The sequence below is a fragment of the Lentzea sp. NPDC092896 genome, from assembly GCF_044754905.1.
Classification (GTDB): domain Bacteria; phylum Actinomycetota; class Actinomycetes; order Mycobacteriales; family Pseudonocardiaceae; genus Lentzea.
The window spans coordinates 578,442-594,079 of sequence record NZ_JBIVPX010000004.1 but is presented as its reverse complement, the minus strand read 5'-3'; the positions used below and the strand labels follow the sequence as shown (position 1 = coordinate 594,079).

Genomic DNA, 15,638 nt, shown 5'->3' with positions numbered 1-15,638 from the left:
AGTCAGCAAGTCTGCCTGTCATGACAAGAGCTGCTCTTGCGTTGCTGCTGCCCCTCCTGCTGGTGACCCCGGCTGCCGTCGCGGCCCCGGCGAAGACACCCAAGGTGCTCGTGATCGGGCTCGACGGCGCCCGGTACGACAAGCTTCTGTCCGCTGACACCCCGAACATCAAGGCGCTGCTGAACCGCGGCTACGGCGCCCGCAGCGCGCTGTACGGGTCGGGCATGGCCCAGACCTCCAGCGGCCCTGGCTGGTCGACGATCCTCACGGGCGTGTGGCCGGACAAGCACAAGGTGAAGGACAACTCCTTCTCCGGCAACGCCCTCACGTCGTACCCGAGCTGGCTGGAGCGCGCGAACACCGCGAAGCCGGCCCTGTCGACGTACGCGGCCGTGGACTGGAAGCCGATCAGCGACCAGATCCTGCGCACCGGCCAGGACCGCAAGTACGTGCTCGACGGCGACGCGGCGGGCTACACCGGCTCGGACGAGAAGATCACCGTCGACGCCGAGCAGCACCTGAAGACCGACGCCGCCGACGCGTCGTTCGTCTACCTCGGCCAGATCGACATCGCGGGCCACGACAACGGCGCCGACTCCTCCCAGTACGCCGCGGCGATGCGCACCAACGACGCGCAGGTCGGCCGTCTGGTGCGCGCGATCGAGTCACGGCCGTCTTACGCGTCCGAGGACTGGCTGATCATGATCACCACCGACCACGGCCACACGGCGGCGGGTGGCCACGGCGGCGACTCGCCCGAGGAGCGGATGACGTTCGTGATCTCCACCGGCTCGGCGCGCCCGGCCGTGGCGCCGAAGCTGGTGGACGTGGCCGCGTCCGCGTTGAAGCACCTCACGGTCTCCGCCCCGCTCGACGGCTACGCGCTCGGCACCGCGCCGGTCGACCCGTTCGACTCGGTGACGCTGAAGCCGCGCCAGGACGAGACCGGGGTGCCCGCTTCGGTGCTGGGCTGGACGCACCAGGGCCCGGCGGGCTGGACGGTGACCACGGCGTCGTCGATGCCGCAGGGTGTCGCGGAGTGGCAGGGCTGGTCGTTCACGACCGACGACTTCTGGACCCGCACCGCGCCCTCGCAGTCGCGTGAGGCGAACGTGCGCGCACGGGGCGTCTTCGCCGTGGCCGACCCCGACGAGTGGGACGACAAGGGCGCACCGGCGTCGCGCGGCAAGTTCGACTCGACGCTGACCTCGCCCGCCTACGACGTGACGGGCAGGTCGAGCGTGAAGCTGGACTACTTCTCGCACTACCTGCAGGAGGGCACGCAGCGCGGCACGGTCAGCGTGTCGTTCGACGGCGGCGCGGAACAGGTCGTCCGCACTCACGACGCGAACGGCCTCGCCCAGCAGATCTCGCTGAACGTGACCGTCCCGTCCGGTGCCCGCACGGCCCGCGTCTCCTGGCGTCTCTTCGACGCCGGCAACAACTGGTACTGGGCCGTCGACGCCCCGCGCCTGTCTTAGAACGTCTGCAGGGCTGAGCGCCACTCCCCGGCGCTCAGCCCCGCCAGTTCCTTGGCCTCCCGCGCGCCCAGCGACGCGAACAACTCCCTGGCACGCGACCACATCTCGTCGTCCGCGGTCGCCGCCGCAAGGTCACGCATCGTGCGGGCCTGCCAGATCGGCAACCCCAGCACGGCCCACTGGTTCAGCGCGTCCTGGAGCAGGTCCGCCGCCGCCTGGTCGCGCCCCTGCGCCAGCGCGAGTTCGCCGAGCGTCCTGGTCATCAGCGCGACCCCGAACCGGTCGCGCTGCCGCGTGCAGACCTCCAGGCACTCGGCCAGCAGGTCGTCCACGCCCTCCAGTTCGCCGATCCGCAGCAACGCCTTCGCGAGCGACTGAACCGCATACGTGGCACCAAGTTCGTCGCCAGCCTCACGCAGGACCTGCTCAGCCTGCCGGCTCAGTTCCACCGCCTCCGCGAACGCCCCCGCCGCCCGGTGACACAGGCTCAGGCCGCGCAACGCCAGCGCCTCGCCGCGCTTGTCCTCCTGCGCCCGGTAGAGCTCCACGCACCGTTCGAACGCCTGCGTGGCCTCGGCCAGATCGCCGTGGTCGCGGTGGATCGCGCCGACGCCATAGCTCGCCGCCGCGACGACCCCGTTGTCCCCCAGCGCGATCGCCTTGTCCAGCAGGTCGCGGGCCAGGTCGAACTCGGCCAGGTCGCGCCGGACCGTGCCCATGCCGACGTAGGCGACGGCGAGCGTCTCGGGTTCGTCGATGTCGGCCGCGATGTCCGCCGCCTGCTGGAAGTTCGCCAGCGCCGCCGCGAAGTCGTCCTGCTCGTACCGCAACTGCCCGAGTCCGGCGAGCAGCACGGCCTCGGCCCGCCGGTTGCCGCGTTCGCGCGCCGACCGCAGCGCGACCAGGTGGGTGCGCTGCCAGTTGCCGAACTGGTTGCGTGCCGCGAACGGCGACGAGAGCAGTGACGTGATCACGGCCGTGGTCAGTTCGTCGACGCCGAGGTCGTGTGCGCGTTCGACGGCTCGCACGACCGCGTCCGTCTCGGACTGCAGCCAGCCGGTCGGATCCTCCTCGACGTCCTCCTCCAGCCGCGGGTCCACCTCGATCTCGGCGTGCAGCCGGGGCCGCAGCCCCAGCGTCACCCGCGGCAGCTTCTTCGAGCCGGTCTCGACCAGCGAGAGCCACGTCTCCAGCAGGCGTGAGACGGCCTCCGCCGCGGGTTCGCCCGACGCCTGCTCGGCGCCGAAGAGCTGCACCAGGTCGTGGAACCGGTAGCGCACCCGGCCGATCTGGTCGACCCCGGCGACGTCCACCAGCCGCAGATCGACCAGGTGCTCCACGACGTCTTCCGCGTCGTACGGCGAGATGTCCAGCAACGGCGCCGCGACCCACGCGCCGAAGTCCGGCAGGTCGAGCACCGACAACAGGTGGAAGGCCGTGCGGTGCAAGGTGTCCAGCTCGGCGTAGTTGAGCTTGAGCGACGACCGGATGGCGAGGTCGCCCATCTCCAGTTCGTCGAGTCTTCGGCGTTCGTCGGACAACCGCTTCGCCAGCGTCTTCAACGGCCAGTGCGGCCGCGCCAGCAGCTTCGCGCCCGCCGCCCGCAACGCCAGGGGCACGCCACCGCACAACCGCGCGATCCGTTGCGCCGCCTCGGGTTCCGCGCCGATCCGCTCGGCGCCGACGATCCGCCGCAGCATCTCCTCGCTGATCTCGTCGCTGAGGAATCCCAGCTCGACCGGTTCGGCGCCCTCCAGACCGGTGAGCCTGCTGCGGCTGGTGATGATCACGAAGCAGTTCGCGTTGCCCGGCAGCAGCGGCCGGACCTGCGCCTCGCCGCGGGCGTTGTCGAGCACGATCACCAGCCGCCGATCCGCGACCGTGCGCCGGTACAGCTCGACGCGTTCGTCCGGTGCCGTCGGCTGGTCCTGGCCGGGAATGCCGAGCAGGGCGAGGAACCGGCCGATGACCTCCTGCGGTTCGAGGTTCCGGCCGCCACCGCGCAGGTCCGCGAACAGCTGCCCGTCCGGGTACGACTTCCGCAGCAGGTGCGCGGCGTGCACGGCCAGCGCGGACTTGCCGGCGCCACCGAACCCGGACACGACCGCGATCGGCGTCGCGGTGCCCGCCTCCCGTCCCTCGGTGAGGCCCAGGACCTGCTTCAACGCCTCCTGGCGGCCGATGAAGTCGCTGATGTCGGGCGGCAGGTGGTGCGGGACGACCTGCTGCGTCGTCACGGCCGCGGGGGCCGGCGTCACCGTCAGCTTCGGCGGAGCGGCCTCGAGGGTGCCGTTGAGGATCGCCGAGTGCAGGTCGCGGAGCTTCTCGCCGGGTTCGATGCCCAGCTCGTCGAGCAGGTGCTCGCGGGCGTCGCGGTAGACCTGCAGCGCGTCCGCCTGCCGTCCGGCGCGGTGGAAGGCCCGCATGAGCAGTTCCCGCGTCTCCTCGCGGGTCGGATGGGCGTTCACCAGCGCGGACAGGCGAGTGATCGCGTCCTCGACCCGGTTCTGCGCGAGTTCGCAGCGGCCGAGCCCTTCCTCGGCGCTCAGGCGGGACTCCTCGAGCGACAGCGCGTGCCCTCGGGCGAACTGCGCGTCGACCCCGTGCAACGCCGGCCCGCGCCAGAAGGCGAGTCCGTGCTGGTAGTGCGTGATCGCGGTGGCGTAGTCGTCGGCCCGTTCGGCCTGCCGCGCCGTCGTCAGGTGCTTCTGGAACAGTTCGACGTCGCTGTCCAGGTCCAGGAGATATCCCGGTGCCCTGGTGACCAGCGCCGTACCGACCGCGCGCCGCAACGACGACACGTAGGTGTGCACCAGCGCACCCGCGGTCTGCGGTGGTGATTCTTCCCAGATCAGGTCGATCAGCCGTTCCACCGGCACGACCTGACGTGGCTGCAACAGCAACGCGGCCAGCAGCGTCCTCGGCTTCGGCCCGCCCAGACTGACCTGTCTCTCGCCGACCCAGACCTCGATCGGCCCCAGTACGAGCGCTCGCACGCTCACACCCCCATCCCCCAGAACTGCGGTGTGACTAGGAGAATGCCTCATTTCCGTTGATCGCGACACGTTTCCGGGACGCGAAGTGTCAGCGCAGCGAGTCGAGGTGCCTGCGCAGCAACGACACGGTGAGGTCCGGCGTCATCCGGTCCGGGTGCAGCACTCCGTCGACGGTGAGGCCGTTGAGCAGCGACGCCAGCCGTTCGGACTCCAGGGCTACGTCGTGCGTGGCCGCGATGGTCCCGGCCTCGGTCATCACGGTCAACGCGCGGCGGCAGAGCATGCGCAGGCCGTCGTAGAGGCGTTCGGCGTGCGGCACGAGCGACGGACGGGTGCGGGAGGCGGTGACGAAGGCCAGCCACAGCACTGCCTCGTCACGCCGGCGGTCGTCGAGCGGAAGCACCTCGGAGAGCACGCGTTCGGCGGGGCGCCGTGGGTCGCTGCGGTCCTTGAGCGACTGCACGTGGGCCATGACGCGCTGGTCTATCGAGTGGATGAGGGCCTCGACGGCGAAGATGATCATGTCGTCGTGGCTGTCGAAGTAGTGCCGGATCGAGCCGATCGCGAGACCCGCCTCCACCGCCACGTTGCGCAGTGAGGCCTGTTCGACGCCGTCGCGCACGACCACGCGGAACACCGCCTCGGCGACGGTTTGGCGGCGGGCGACGGGATCGACGACTCTCGGTGACACCTCCCTTTTGTAGCATGACCCTGCTAGTTTAAGTAGCAGGGTCATGCTACTTAGGGGGATGCAATGACATATCTGCTGATCGCGGCCGGCGTGCTGTACGTGCTCGTGCGCCGGTTCACGGGGGAACCGCTCAACGCGAGGGACCTGCTGGCGCCGCCCGCGTTCCTGCTGTTCTTCGGCATCCGCGCGGTCGACGAGTTCCATCTGATCTATCTGCTCCCGCTCGCCGTCGGATTCGCGTTCGGCGCGTTCAGGGGCATGACGATCAAGCTGTTCGAGCGCGACGGCCACCTGTGGCAGCGGTACACGCCGTGGACCTTGCTCGTGTGGGTGACGTCGATCGGCGCGAGTTTCGGCTTCGCGTTGCTGCTCGACCACCACGCGCCGACGCAGCTCTCCATCGGCGTGGGCATGCTCGGCGAGCTGTGCACCGTGGGCGCCAAGGCGTTGAACACCGGGCTGCCGTTCGCGCCGGAGAAGCTGTCCAATGGACGGCATGGATCGTCGTGACTTCCTCGTGGGGGCCGGGCTGCTCGCCGTCGCACCGACCGCGTCGTCGGCCGCGCAGGGAGTGGACTGGGGCGCCGTGCGCCGAGAGTTCCGGCTGGACCCCTCGCTGACCAACCTCGGGCTGTTCTACCTCGCGTCGAACCCGCGCGAGGTGCGGGACGCGGTCGAGGAGTTCAAACGGCGCTTGGACAACAACTCGCACGACCTGATGCCCGACCAGGCGCAACAGGTCGCCGTCGCGCTCGGGCAGTACGTCGGCGGGGCCGCGGACGACATCGCGTTCGTGCCGAACACGACCATCGGGCTCTCGATCGTCTACGGCGGCCTGAAACTGCGTGCCGACCAGGAGGTGCTGCTCAACGACCAGGACCACGCGTGGCACCAGCAGGCGGCCAGGCTGGCGGCGTCACGCGTGGGCGCGAAGGTCAGGATCGGCACGCTCTACGAGAACCCGGCGAAGGCCACCGAGGACGAGATCGCCGTGCGGCTGCGGAACTCGATCACGCCGCAGACCCGTGCCGTCGGCATCACGTGGGTGCAGTCGAGCACGGGCCTGCGGATGCCCGTGCGAGCGTGCGCTTCCGTCGTCGCCGAGGCCAACAAGGGTCGTGCACAGCAAGACCGCTGCCTCCTCGTCGTAGACGGCGTGCACGGACTGGCGGCCGTCGACGAAGACGCGGCGCGCATGGGCGCGGACGTGTTCGTCGCCGGCACGCACAAGTGGCTGTTCGGGCCGCGCGGCACCGGCATGGTGTGGGTGAACCCCGAGGTGAGCAGCGAGATCGTGCCGTTGCTGCCGAACCTGAGCGACCGCAGCCAGACGGCGGCGCTCGGGCCCGGCGGCTTCCACGCGTTCGAGCACTACTTCGCGGTGCAGGCGGCCGTGCGGTTCCACCAACGGCTCGGCCGCGACCGAGTGGCGTCCCGGATCACCGAACTGGCCGGCCGCTTCAAGGACGGGCTCGCCGAGGTCCCCGGCGTCGTCGTCCACACGCCGCGCGACCCGGCGACGTCCGCGGGCATGGTGTGCTTCGACGTGCCAGGCCACACCGGCCCCGAGGTCGTGGAACTGCTGGGGCGCAAGCAGATCCAGATCACCACGGCGTCCTACCGGATCCCGTACGCGCGGGTCGGCACGTCGATCCTCAACACCCCGGAGGAGATCGACCGGACGGTGCGCGAGATCAGCGCGCTGGCTTGACGAGCCGGGGCAGCTCGGCCGTTCCGGGCGCTTCGAGCTGCACGCTGGTGTTCTCCGTCTTCACCTGAGGCTCGTTCATCGCGTCGTGCGCGAACCACCCACCACCAAGAACGAGCACGAGCAACCCAGCCGCGACGAACGGCGTAGTCGGAAGCCGCCGCTTCGGCTCGTCCTCCACACGGGGCTTCGGCAGCTCGAAAGTGGCCTGTTCCGCGGGTTCGGGCTCCAACTGCTTGGCTTCGAGGTAGGCGCCCGTGGCGGCCGCGCCGTCCGGTGCCCTCAGCACCGGGATGTGCAGCCGTTGCGCGATCTCCTTGACCACCAACGGAATCCGCGACGACCCGCCCACCAACAGCACGACGTCGGGCAGGCACAACCCGGCGCTGCCCGCCACCCGTTCCAGCGCGTCGACCGCCAGCTCGACCGACGGCCGGATGATCGCCTCGAACTCCAAGCGGCTCAGCCTGACCTCGCGCACCTCACCGTTCGTTGCGACATAAGGAATCCGGACCTCCGGATAGCTGCCGAGCAGCTCCTTGGCCTCGACACAGCTCCGCACCAGCTCACGGCTGTGCGTGCCGATCTTCGCGATCACGTGCTCCGCAACCAGTTCGTCCAGGTCGAAGCCCCCGACCTCAACCCGTTCCGGCACACCCGCCAGCAACAACACACCTTGCTTGCGCAGCACCGTGATGTCACACCCGGTCGCGCCGAAGTCGAACACCGCCACCGTGCTGTGCTCAGGCATCTGCGCGTCAGCGTCGAACGCGATGGCGGCGGCGTGCGGCGCCGGCACGAACAACACGTCCGCACGCCCCGCCTCGATGAGGTCATGGCGCAACTGTTCGAGATGCTCGTGCGGCCAGCACATCGGATGCGTCATGGCGACACGGCTCGGCGGCTCCCCGTACCGGTGCGCGAGGTCGTCGAGAACGGTCGCGATCTCCCTGGCGGGCGCCTGCTGACGCCGCGCGGTGGTAGTGACGTCGCCACCGGTGGCGACGGTGATGCCTGCGGATCCGAGATCGAGCCCAACCTGGTACGACATTGCGGGTCACCCCTCACTGCGGACACCCACAACACGTACGTCTCAGTTGGGCCGGTTCACTTCTTCTTGCCGCCGGTGCGCAGACGGGGCATCAGCGCGTCCAGTTCGTCGCTCACCTCAGCGAGGAGCTCTTCGCCCCAGACGCACAGCGAGTCCTCCCACGGATGCCCGAACGTGCCGAACCTCAGGTCGTACGGCGCGAGGATGGCGTAGTCGCCGTCGGCGATCGGGGACGCGTGCCATCGCGGCTGGCCAGGCCCGTCCACCCGATGCAGGTCGGCCGCGCTGCCCAGGTGGTACGGGTCGGCGAAGAAGATCAGTTCACCGGGCTTGACGCAGGCTTTGAGCGCACGCCGGATCGCGGGTGCGACGTCTTCGGCCGCGTCGAGGACGTTCGACCAGGTGACGGAGTCCTCGGGTTCAGTGATGCCGGGAAAGTGGTGCATGCTCGCGTTGAACTCGAACCGTCGCGTGAATCGCTTCACCAGGTCGCTGCACTCGACCCCACCCGGCCTGATGGGTGGCGCCATGACGTGCTTCCCCTCAGGCGTCCAGCGGAACGTTCGGATCGAGGTCAGCCCGCGAAATCCTTGCCGGGCCGCGAGATCACGAACCTCGCGGTTCCCCGCGACGAGCAGATGCCGCTCGTGGAACGGCCATCGCGGCGCGACGGCCTGCAGCAACGGCCCGAACTCCTCGTACGCGCCGGTCATGCCGAACTCGATGAACTTGTCGCTGACAACGGCGTGCCACCACAGCACACCGGTCAGCTCCTGGCCGCGGCGCAGCACGTACCAGGTGACCACCCCGTCCTCGTCCTGCCAGACCCTCTGCGCAGCCGCTGTCGCGAGCAGCACCTCCTCGATCTCGGCATCGTCGATGAGGCAGTGCACGTTGTCCGGCAACTGGTCCGTCGCCAGCGCACGGTCGCGTGCGGCGATCATGACGTAGGTGGGCTCGTCCTCGGAGAATCCAGACTGGGCCAGCTGGTCGGCGAGCCCGTGAGAGGCGAGGTGCCGGTGGATCCGCCACTCGACGGGCTCTTTTCGTTCCGCCGCAACGCTTTGCTGACGTTCGACCAGCGACCGCAGATCGTCCGTGATGGCGCCTGCGTGCTCGATCGTCACATGCGTGCCGTGGTGCAGGCGGACGAGTGCGCCCTCCTGCTCTCTCACGGCGCCGAGCGGTGTTCTGCCGAGTCTGCGCTCGTCGTACTCCTGGATCATCGACGCACCAGCTGCTGTGCGAGCTGCTCGGCCTCGTCCCTGGTGAACTTGCCGGAGATCTGCGTGGCGCCACCGGTGATCGGCGACTGGATGCTCGGCGCGCTCAGCACCCGTCCGTTGATCAGGATCGCGACCTGGTTGCCGACGTTGGCGGTCGTGAAGTCGCCCCAGGTCCTGGCACCCTCGGCGTCGAACTCGACGGTCACCACGAAGCCGCCGCCGTTCTGGTCGAAGCTGCTCGTGGCCTTCGCGACGCGGTCGCCGTCGAGCGCGACCGGGGCGAGGTCGTACTTGGACTCACCCGCGTCGCAGGTCACCAGCGGGGCGGCCGGGTCGTCGTTGCCGACCAGCGGGTCCGGGGCGGCGCAGTCGAGCAGGCCGAGTGCCTGCTCGCGGACGGTGGCGTCCGTGCTCTGCCGGGTCGTCCGCGCCGTCCGGACGGCCGGATCCCCCGCCTCGTGCTGCGGCACCGGGTAGCCGGACGAGGGCTTGGTCGTGGGCGTCACGCTCTCCACCTTGCGGAAGGTCAGCTTTCCCTCCAGCCACGGCTGCTTGGCCGGGGTGCCCGGCTCGGTGGCCGTGCAGGCGGTGACGGCGAGGAGCAGCACCACGGCAAGGATCTTCATGCCGTTGACTTACCACGCGGCCACCGTCCGCATCAGGCGAATCAGAGCGCCATCAGCCGTTCTGCCGCGACTCTCGCACCGTCCGTGCGCACCTGCGGGGCGACTTTCGCGGCCTGGTCGGAGAGCTGGAGTGCCTCGGCCAGAACCTCTGCCGTCACGGCTGTGGCCGAGCGGCCGATGTTCAGCCGTTCGACCTGGCTGCCCCAGTAGTACTGGTCGTACATGTGCGGCAGCACGATCTGCGGCCTGCCCGCCGCCGCGGCAGTCGTGGTGGTGCCTGCGCCGCCGTGGTGCACGATCGCGGCCGTGCGACGGAACAGCGCCTGCTGGTTCACCTCGCCGATCGCGATGCAGTCGGGGGCGTCGTCGGTGAGCTTCAGGTCTGCCCAGCCGCGTTGCAGGACAACGCGTTTGCCGAGTTCGCGGGCGGCTTCGACGGCGGCTTGGGCCGCGTCCGGGGCGCCGCGCATGCTGCCCAGACCGAAGTAGACCGGCGGTTCGCCGTCGTCCAGGAACGCTTCGAGCTCCTGGCTGAGCGGGCGTTGGTCGTCGGTCAGCCACGCGCCGGTCTGGACGAGGTCGCCGGGACCTGGCCACGGACCGAGCACCGGATCCGCGGCGAGCCACGGGGCGTCGCCGAAGATGTGGTCGCGGACGTCGTCGATCGGGTCGAGGCCGAGCTTGGCACGTTCGGCGTTGAGGGTGTCGCGCGAGAACGTGAAGTAATGGCGTTGCTGGTCCCATTGCGCGAGGTTTTCCTCGGGAGTTCCGTTCACTGGAACGCGGCCCAGCATCGCCGGTGGCGCGTGCTGCGGCGACGGCAGCGTGTTCGCGCAGAAGCTCGCGTACACGTAATGCGCGCCGATGCTTTCCGCCACGGAACGGGTCGCGTGCTGCAACGCGCCACCCGCCACCAGCACGTCCGCCTGGTCGGCCGCCTGGGTGACGACGCGGAACTGTTCCCTGACCGACTCCTCGGCCAGTCTGCGCAGCTCGGCCGGTGTGGTCTTGATGGCGGTGGCGTTGCGCAGGTTCGGGCCGACCGGCGTGAAGTCCAGGCCATTGCCGGTGACGAGTTCCTCGAAGTCGGGCGGCGCCACGACCTCGACGTCATTACCCAGTTCCCTGAGTCGCACGGCCAGTGCGGTGACCGGCTGCGCCTCTCCTCGCGACCCGATCGTGGACACCAGAAATCGCATCGTGAAACCCCTCAATCCCCTGGTCAGGCCACGAATTGTGCGGGCGACCCCGGGTCTTGCGGCAAGTCCCCCGGTGCGTTATAAGTTCCAATGGGGGAAAGGATTCTCGGCTTTGCACAACACAGCCCGCCCGAGCACTCGGCTCGGACGGGCTGATTCGCGTTGCGGGCCCTTAGTGGGCCGCGTCGTCCCAGGAGCGACCCACGCCGACCGAGACCTCCAGCGGCACCAGCAGCTGGTAGGCGTTGCCCATCTGGTCGCGCACGAGGGCCTCGACGGCCTCGCGCTCGCCCTCGGCGACCTCCAGCACCAGTTCGTCGTGGACCTGCAGGAGCATCCGGGAACGCAGGTCGGACGACTCCAGCGCACGGTAGACGCCGAGCATGGCCACCTTGATGATGTCCGCGGCGCTGCCCTGGATCGGCGCGTTGAGGGCCATGCGTTCGGCCATCTCGCGGCGCTGGCGGTTGTCCGACGTGAGGTCCGGCAGGTAGCGGCGGCGGCCGAGAACGGTCTCGGTGTAGCCGTCCTTGCCGGCCTTCTTCACGATCTCGTTGAGGTAGTCGCGCACGCCGCCGAAGCGGGCGAAGTACGCCTCCATCTGCTCGCGGGCCTCTTCGGTCGGGATGCGCAGCTGCTGCGACAGACCGAACACCGACAGGCCGTACGCGAGGCCGTACGACATCGCCTTGATGCGGCGGCGCATCTCGCCCGTCACCTCGGCGGTCGGGATCGAGAACGCCTGCGAGGCCACGTAGGTGTGCAGGTCCTCGCCAGAGTTGAACGCCGCGATCAGGCCCTCGTCGCCGGACAGCGTGGCCATGATCCGCATCTCGATCTGGCTGTAGTCCGCGGTCATCAGCTCCGCGTAGCCCTCGCCGACGACGAACGCCTGCCGGATGCGGCGGCCCTCGTCCGTGCGGATCGGGATGTTCTGCAGGTTCGGGTCCGTCGAGGACAGCCGGCCCGTCGCGGCGATCGTCTGGTGGAACGTCGTGTGGATGCGGCCGTCGTCGGCCACCGACTTCAGCAGGCCGTCCACGGTGGACTTCAGCCGCGTGACGTCGCGGTGCGACAGCAGGTGCTGCAGGAACGGGTGCTCGGTCTGCTCGAACAGGTTCTGCAGCGCGTCCGCGTCCGTGGTGTAGCCGGTCTTGGTCTTCTTCGTCTTCGGCATGTTGAGCTCGTCGAAGAGGACCGCCTGCAGCTGCTTCGGGCTGCCGAGGTTGATCTCCTTGCCGATCACCGAGTACGCGTCCTGCGCCGCCTGCTTCACGCCGGCCGCGAAGTGCGCCTCGAGCTCCGAGAGGTGGTCGACGTCGATCGCGATGCCGACGGCCTCGACCTCGTCGAGCACGTTCATCAGCGGCAGTTCGAGGTTCGCGAGCAGGTCGGTGCCGCCGATGGTGACCAGTTCCTCGTCGAGGCGGTCGGCGAGCTCGGCGACGGCACGCGCGCGCAGGATCGTGCTGGTGGCGACCTTCTGCGCTTCCTCTGACTCGTCGGAGAGCAGCGACAGCTGACCGTCGCCGGACTCCTCGGCCCGCAGCTCGCGCTTGAGGTAGCGCAGCGCCAGGTCGTCCAGGGCGAACGACCGCTGGCCGGGACGCACCAGGTAGGCGGCCAGCGCCGTGTCGGAGGACAGGCCGCGCAGCTTCCAGCCGCGGGCGCGCACGCGGCGCAACGGCAGCTTCAGGTCGTGGCCCGCCTTGGACACCTCCTCGTCGGCCAGCCACGCGGCGAGCGCCTGCTCGTCGGCCTCGTTGAGCTCCGTGACGTCGACGTACCCGCCCTCGCCGGTGGCGGTGCACAGCGCGACGCCCTCCAGGTCGGTCGTGATGCGCAGCGCGACGCCGACCCGCGTCTTGCGGGCGTTCGCGTCGAGCCACTTCTTGAGCGTGCCCGCGGGGATGGCGCCGCCGGAGACCTCGAAGCCCTCCTCGGCCTCGGGCTCCGCGGTGGTGAGCGTCTGGAACAGACGGTCGCGCAGGACGCGGAACTCCAGCTCGTCGAACAGCCGGTGCACGGCGTCGCGGTCCCACTGCTGCACCTCGAGCCCGTCGATCGCGTACGGCAGCTCGACGTCCTTGATCAGCTCGGTGAGCTGGCGGTTCATGATGATGTTCGCCAGGTTGCCGCGCAGCGCCTCGCCGACCTTGCCGGGCACCTCGTCGATGCGGTCGACGAGCTCGTTGAGCCCGCCGAACTGGTTGAGCAGCTTGATGATCGTCTTCGGGCCGACGCCAGGGGTGTTCGGCAGGTTGTCCGAGGAGTCGCCGCGCACCGCCGCGTAGTCCGCGTACTGCTCCGGGCGCACGCCGTGCTTCTCCTCGACGTACGCCGGGGTGAAGCGGCCCATCTCCGAGACGCCCTTGACCGGGTACAGCACCGTGACCTGGTCGTTGACCAGCTGGAACGCGTCGCGGTCGCCGGTGACGATCTCCACCTCGACGCCCTGCGCCACGGCCTGCGTGGTCAGCGTCGCGATGATGTCGTCCGCCTCGTAGTTCTCCTTCTCCATGGTCGGGATGGCCAGCGTGGCCAGCACGTCCTTGATCAGGGAGACCTGGCTGCGGAACTCGTCCGGCGTCTTGGTGCGCCCGGCCTTGTACTCGGGGTACTGCTCGGAGCGGAAGGTCTTGCGCGACACGTCGAACGCCACCGCGACGTGCGTGGGCTTCTCGTCCCGCAAGATGTTGATCAACATGGACGTGAACCCGTACACGGCGTTCGTGACCTGGCCCGTCTTCGTCACGAAGTTCTCGGCGGGCAGGGCGTAGAACGCTCGGTAGGCCATCGAGTGACCGTCGATGAGCAGGAGCCGCTTCACGTCTGAGTGAGTCACGAGCCCGAGTCTAGGGTGGGGGTCTGACAGTTTCGCTTGAGCCCTTGGAGCCCGCGTGACCCCCGACCTGCCTATCGAGTTCGCCGACGAGCAGTTGCACGTCAGGATGGGCATCGAAATCACCCAATGGGATGTTCAGGAGATGATCGGCACGATGCCGGTCAAGGGCAACCGCCAGCCGTTCGGCCTGATGCACGGCGGCGCGAACGCGGTGCTCGCCGAGCAGCTGGGCTCTCTCGGTTCCGCGATCCACGCCTCCGAGTTCGACAGCATCGCCGTCGGGCTCGAGCTGTCCTGCACCCATCACCGGGCGGCGCGTGACGGCGTCGTCACCGGCGTGGCACGTCCCATCCACCTCGGCCGCAGCACGGCGACGTACGAGATCGTCGTGACCGACGAGGACGGCAAGCGCACCTGCACCGCCCGCCTCACGTGCATCATCCGCCCGAAGCCCCCTGGCGCCTGACGTACTGGGGTGAACCACACCCTCGTTCTGCGGCTTGCCCCAGTGTGCGACCAAGATCATCCCGACATCGTGGAGCCATGACCTTCACGACTCGACTCACAGCGGCGGTCCTGTGCGGCGCGCTGGTCGCGGCCTCGGTCCCGGCCACCGCGTCGGCCAGGACGGCCCGCGGCGAGCTCCTCGACGTCGTCCCGGTGTCCACGATGGACACCAACCAGCTGGTCACATACCTGGGGGACCACGGCCTGGACGCCTCGCGCGTCCGCTTCGCGGTGGACGCGAAGCGAATCACCTACCGCACCATCGACGCCTTCGGGAAACCGACGACGGCGAGCGCACTGATCGCCTTACCGCGCAACGGGAACCGAACGCCACGCCAGGCCACCTGGCTGCACGGCACCACCGGCTACCGGGGCTCGGTCGCCTCGGTGGCGGACGGCAACGACAGGGCCGCGGCCCTGCTCTTCGCCTCCGCCGGCTACCTGACCACGGCCCCGGACTACCTGGGCCTGGGCACCGGCCCGGGCTACCACCCGTACGTGGACGCCCCGTCCACGGTCACCGCGTCGATCGACGCCTTGCGCGCGGCCCGCGAGCACGCCACGTCGAAGGGCCTGCGCCCGGACCCGCGCGTCATGATCACGGGCCACTCGCAGGGCGGCCACGCCGCCATGGCGCTGGGCCAGGCTCTGCAGCGAGGAGCCGACCCCCGCCTGAAGGTGGGTGCCCTGGCCCCGATCGGCGGCCCCTTCAAGCCGAGCCTGCTGGTGGCCAAGGCGACGAACGACGAGATCTCCAACGGCGTCGCGTACATGGCGTACTGGACGGTGGCGTGGAACCGCCTCCACCACCTCTACTCCGACCCGTCGGAGGCGTTCCGCGACCCGTCGATCGAGGCGCTCTTCGACGGCGAGCACCGCAACGAGGACATCTTCCCGCACCTCCCCGCGACCATGCGGGAACTGCTGACCGACTCCTACTTCGACCGCGTCCAGCACCCGACCGGCGTCCTGCGCGCGAAACTGCGCGAGTCGGACAGCTACTGCGACTGGCGCCCCGCGGTCCCGGTGACGATCTACTCCTCCGCGGGCGACCGCGACACCCTGCTCGAAACCTCCGCCTACTGCGACCAGCGCCTCAAACAGCACCACGCCCGCAGCACGCTCATCGACCTGGGCGCGGACGTGAACCACGGCAAGGCCGCCAAGCTGGCCCTGCCCCGAATCCTGGCCGACTTCGACCGCGGCTGACCGCCGCGCCGGCCGGAGCACAGAGGGCGGGGCGGAGGCCAACCTCCGCGCCGCCCGCAGCCCGCCCGCGCCGGAGCCGCGACTCAACCCCGATTCCGT

12 protein-coding genes are annotated in these 15,638 nt (G+C 69.6%); 5 read left to right on the top strand and 7 right to left on the bottom strand.

The annotated features are described in order from the left end of the window. Positions 1 to 20: 20 nt before the first annotated feature. On the top strand, positions 21 to 1,481 hold the full coding sequence (locus ACIQF0_RS23710) for an alkaline phosphatase family protein (RefSeq protein ID WP_401032589.1): 1,461 nt from the start codon (positions 21 to 23) through the stop codon (positions 1,479 to 1,481). On the opposite strand, the gene ACIQF0_RS23705 is transcribed toward ACIQF0_RS23710, so the two are convergent. Continuing rightward, entirely contained in the window at positions 1,478 to 4,477 is a 3,000-nt protein-coding gene (locus tag ACIQF0_RS23705) for an AfsR/SARP family transcriptional regulator (protein WP_401032588.1), read from the bottom strand. The two genes, ACIQF0_RS23710 and ACIQF0_RS23705, sit on opposite strands and share 4 nt — an antisense overlap. 88 nt (positions 4,478 to 4,565) lie before the next feature. Then, complete coding sequence (locus ACIQF0_RS23700) at positions 4,566 to 5,168, bottom strand: TetR/AcrR family transcriptional regulator (protein ID WP_401032586.1); 603 nt, start codon at positions 5,166 to 5,168, stop codon at positions 4,566 to 4,568. Between the two features lie 63 nt (positions 5,169 to 5,231). Here ACIQF0_RS23700 and ACIQF0_RS23695 point away from each other — a divergent pair, with 63 nt between their 5' ends. Both ACIQF0_RS23695 and ACIQF0_RS23690 read left to right on the top strand, forming a co-directional pair. After that, positions 5,232 to 5,678 (top strand): DUF1453 domain-containing protein, encoded by a 447-nt coding sequence (locus ACIQF0_RS23695; RefSeq protein ID WP_401032584.1) that lies wholly within the window; start codon positions 5,232 to 5,234, stop codon positions 5,676 to 5,678. Further along, positions 5,665 to 6,879, top strand: a complete 1,215-nt coding sequence (locus ACIQF0_RS23690; protein WP_401032583.1) for an aminotransferase class V-fold PLP-dependent enzyme — start codon at positions 5,665 to 5,667, stop codon at positions 6,877 to 6,879. The genes ACIQF0_RS23695 and ACIQF0_RS23690 overlap by 14 nt, the downstream gene beginning before the upstream one ends. On the opposite strand, the gene ACIQF0_RS23685 is transcribed toward ACIQF0_RS23690, so the two are convergent. The 5 genes from ACIQF0_RS23685 to polA all read right to left on the bottom strand — a co-directional run bounded on the left by ACIQF0_RS23685 (position 6,863) and on the right by polA (position 13,937). Beyond that, entirely contained in the window at positions 6,863 to 7,927 is a 1,065-nt protein-coding gene (locus ACIQF0_RS23685) for an Hsp70 family protein (RefSeq protein WP_401032581.1), read from the bottom strand. The two genes, ACIQF0_RS23690 and ACIQF0_RS23685, sit on opposite strands and share 17 nt — an antisense overlap. Positions 7,928 to 7,983: 56 nt before the next feature. Continuing rightward, entirely contained in the window at positions 7,984 to 9,153 is a 1,170-nt protein-coding gene (locus tag ACIQF0_RS23680; protein ID WP_401032579.1) for a DUF2716 domain-containing protein, read from the bottom strand. Then, the gene (locus tag ACIQF0_RS23675) at positions 9,150 to 9,779 is read right to left on the bottom strand and encodes a SecDF P1 head subdomain-containing protein (protein WP_401032577.1); all 630 of its coding nucleotides are present in this window, start codon (positions 9,777 to 9,779) and stop codon (positions 9,150 to 9,152) included. The genes ACIQF0_RS23680 and ACIQF0_RS23675 overlap by 4 nt, the downstream gene beginning before the upstream one ends. Before the next feature lie 41 nt (positions 9,780 to 9,820). Continuing rightward, complete coding sequence (locus ACIQF0_RS23670) at positions 9,821 to 10,978, bottom strand: glycosyltransferase (protein ID WP_401032575.1); 1,158 nt, start codon at positions 10,976 to 10,978, stop codon at positions 9,821 to 9,823. 172 nt (positions 10,979 to 11,150) lie between these two features. Next, on the bottom strand, positions 11,151 to 13,937 hold the full coding sequence (polA, locus tag ACIQF0_RS23665; protein WP_401032573.1) for a DNA polymerase I: 2,787 nt from the start codon (positions 13,935 to 13,937) through the stop codon (positions 11,151 to 11,153). Here polA and ACIQF0_RS23660 point away from each other — a divergent pair. Continuing rightward, a complete protein-coding gene (locus ACIQF0_RS23660) occupies positions 13,930 to 14,289 on the top strand; it encodes a hotdog fold thioesterase (RefSeq protein ID WP_360041733.1) in 360 nt (119 codons plus the stop codon). The genes polA and ACIQF0_RS23660 overlap by 8 nt on opposite strands. A gap of 77 nt (positions 14,290 to 14,366) precedes the next feature. Further along, positions 14,367 to 15,539, top strand: a complete 1,173-nt coding sequence (locus tag ACIQF0_RS23655) for a lipase family protein (protein ID WP_401032571.1) — start codon at positions 14,367 to 14,369, stop codon at positions 15,537 to 15,539. Positions 15,540 to 15,638: the final 99 nt, after the last annotated feature.

Bases quoted from the DNA above. Each gene is read 5' to 3' on its own strand.
- ACIQF0_RS23710 (WP_401032589.1), top strand. From the start codon at position 21: ATGACAAGAGCTGCTCTTGCGTTGCTGCTGCCCCTCCTGCTGGTGACC.
- ACIQF0_RS23695 (WP_401032584.1), top strand. From the start codon at position 5,232: ATGACATATCTGCTGATCGCGGCCGGCGTGCTGTACGTGCTCGTGCGC.
- ACIQF0_RS23690 (WP_401032583.1), top strand. From the start codon at position 5,665: ATGGATCGTCGTGACTTCCTCGTGGGGGCCGGGCTGCTCGCCGTCGCA.
- ACIQF0_RS23685 (WP_401032581.1), bottom strand. From the start codon at position 7,927: ATGTCGTACCAGGTTGGGCTCGATCTCGGATCCGCAGGCATCACCGTC.
- ACIQF0_RS23680 (WP_401032579.1), bottom strand. From the start codon at position 9,153: ATGATCCAGGAGTACGACGAGCGCAGACTCGGCAGAACACCGCTCGGC.
- ACIQF0_RS23675 (WP_401032577.1), bottom strand. From the start codon at position 9,779: ATGAAGATCCTTGCCGTGGTGCTGCTCCTCGCCGTCACCGCCTGCACG.
- ACIQF0_RS23670 (WP_401032575.1), bottom strand. From the start codon at position 10,978: ATGCGATTTCTGGTGTCCACGATCGGGTCGCGAGGAGAGGCGCAGCCG.
- ACIQF0_RS23660 (WP_360041733.1), top strand. From the start codon at position 13,930: ATGGGCATCGAAATCACCCAATGGGATGTTCAGGAGATGATCGGCACG.
- polA (WP_401032573.1), bottom strand. From the start codon at position 13,937: ATGCCCATCCTGACGTGCAACTGCTCGTCGGCGAACTCGATAGGCAGG.
- ACIQF0_RS23655 (WP_401032571.1), top strand. From the start codon at position 14,367: ATGACCTTCACGACTCGACTCACAGCGGCGGTCCTGTGCGGCGCGCTG.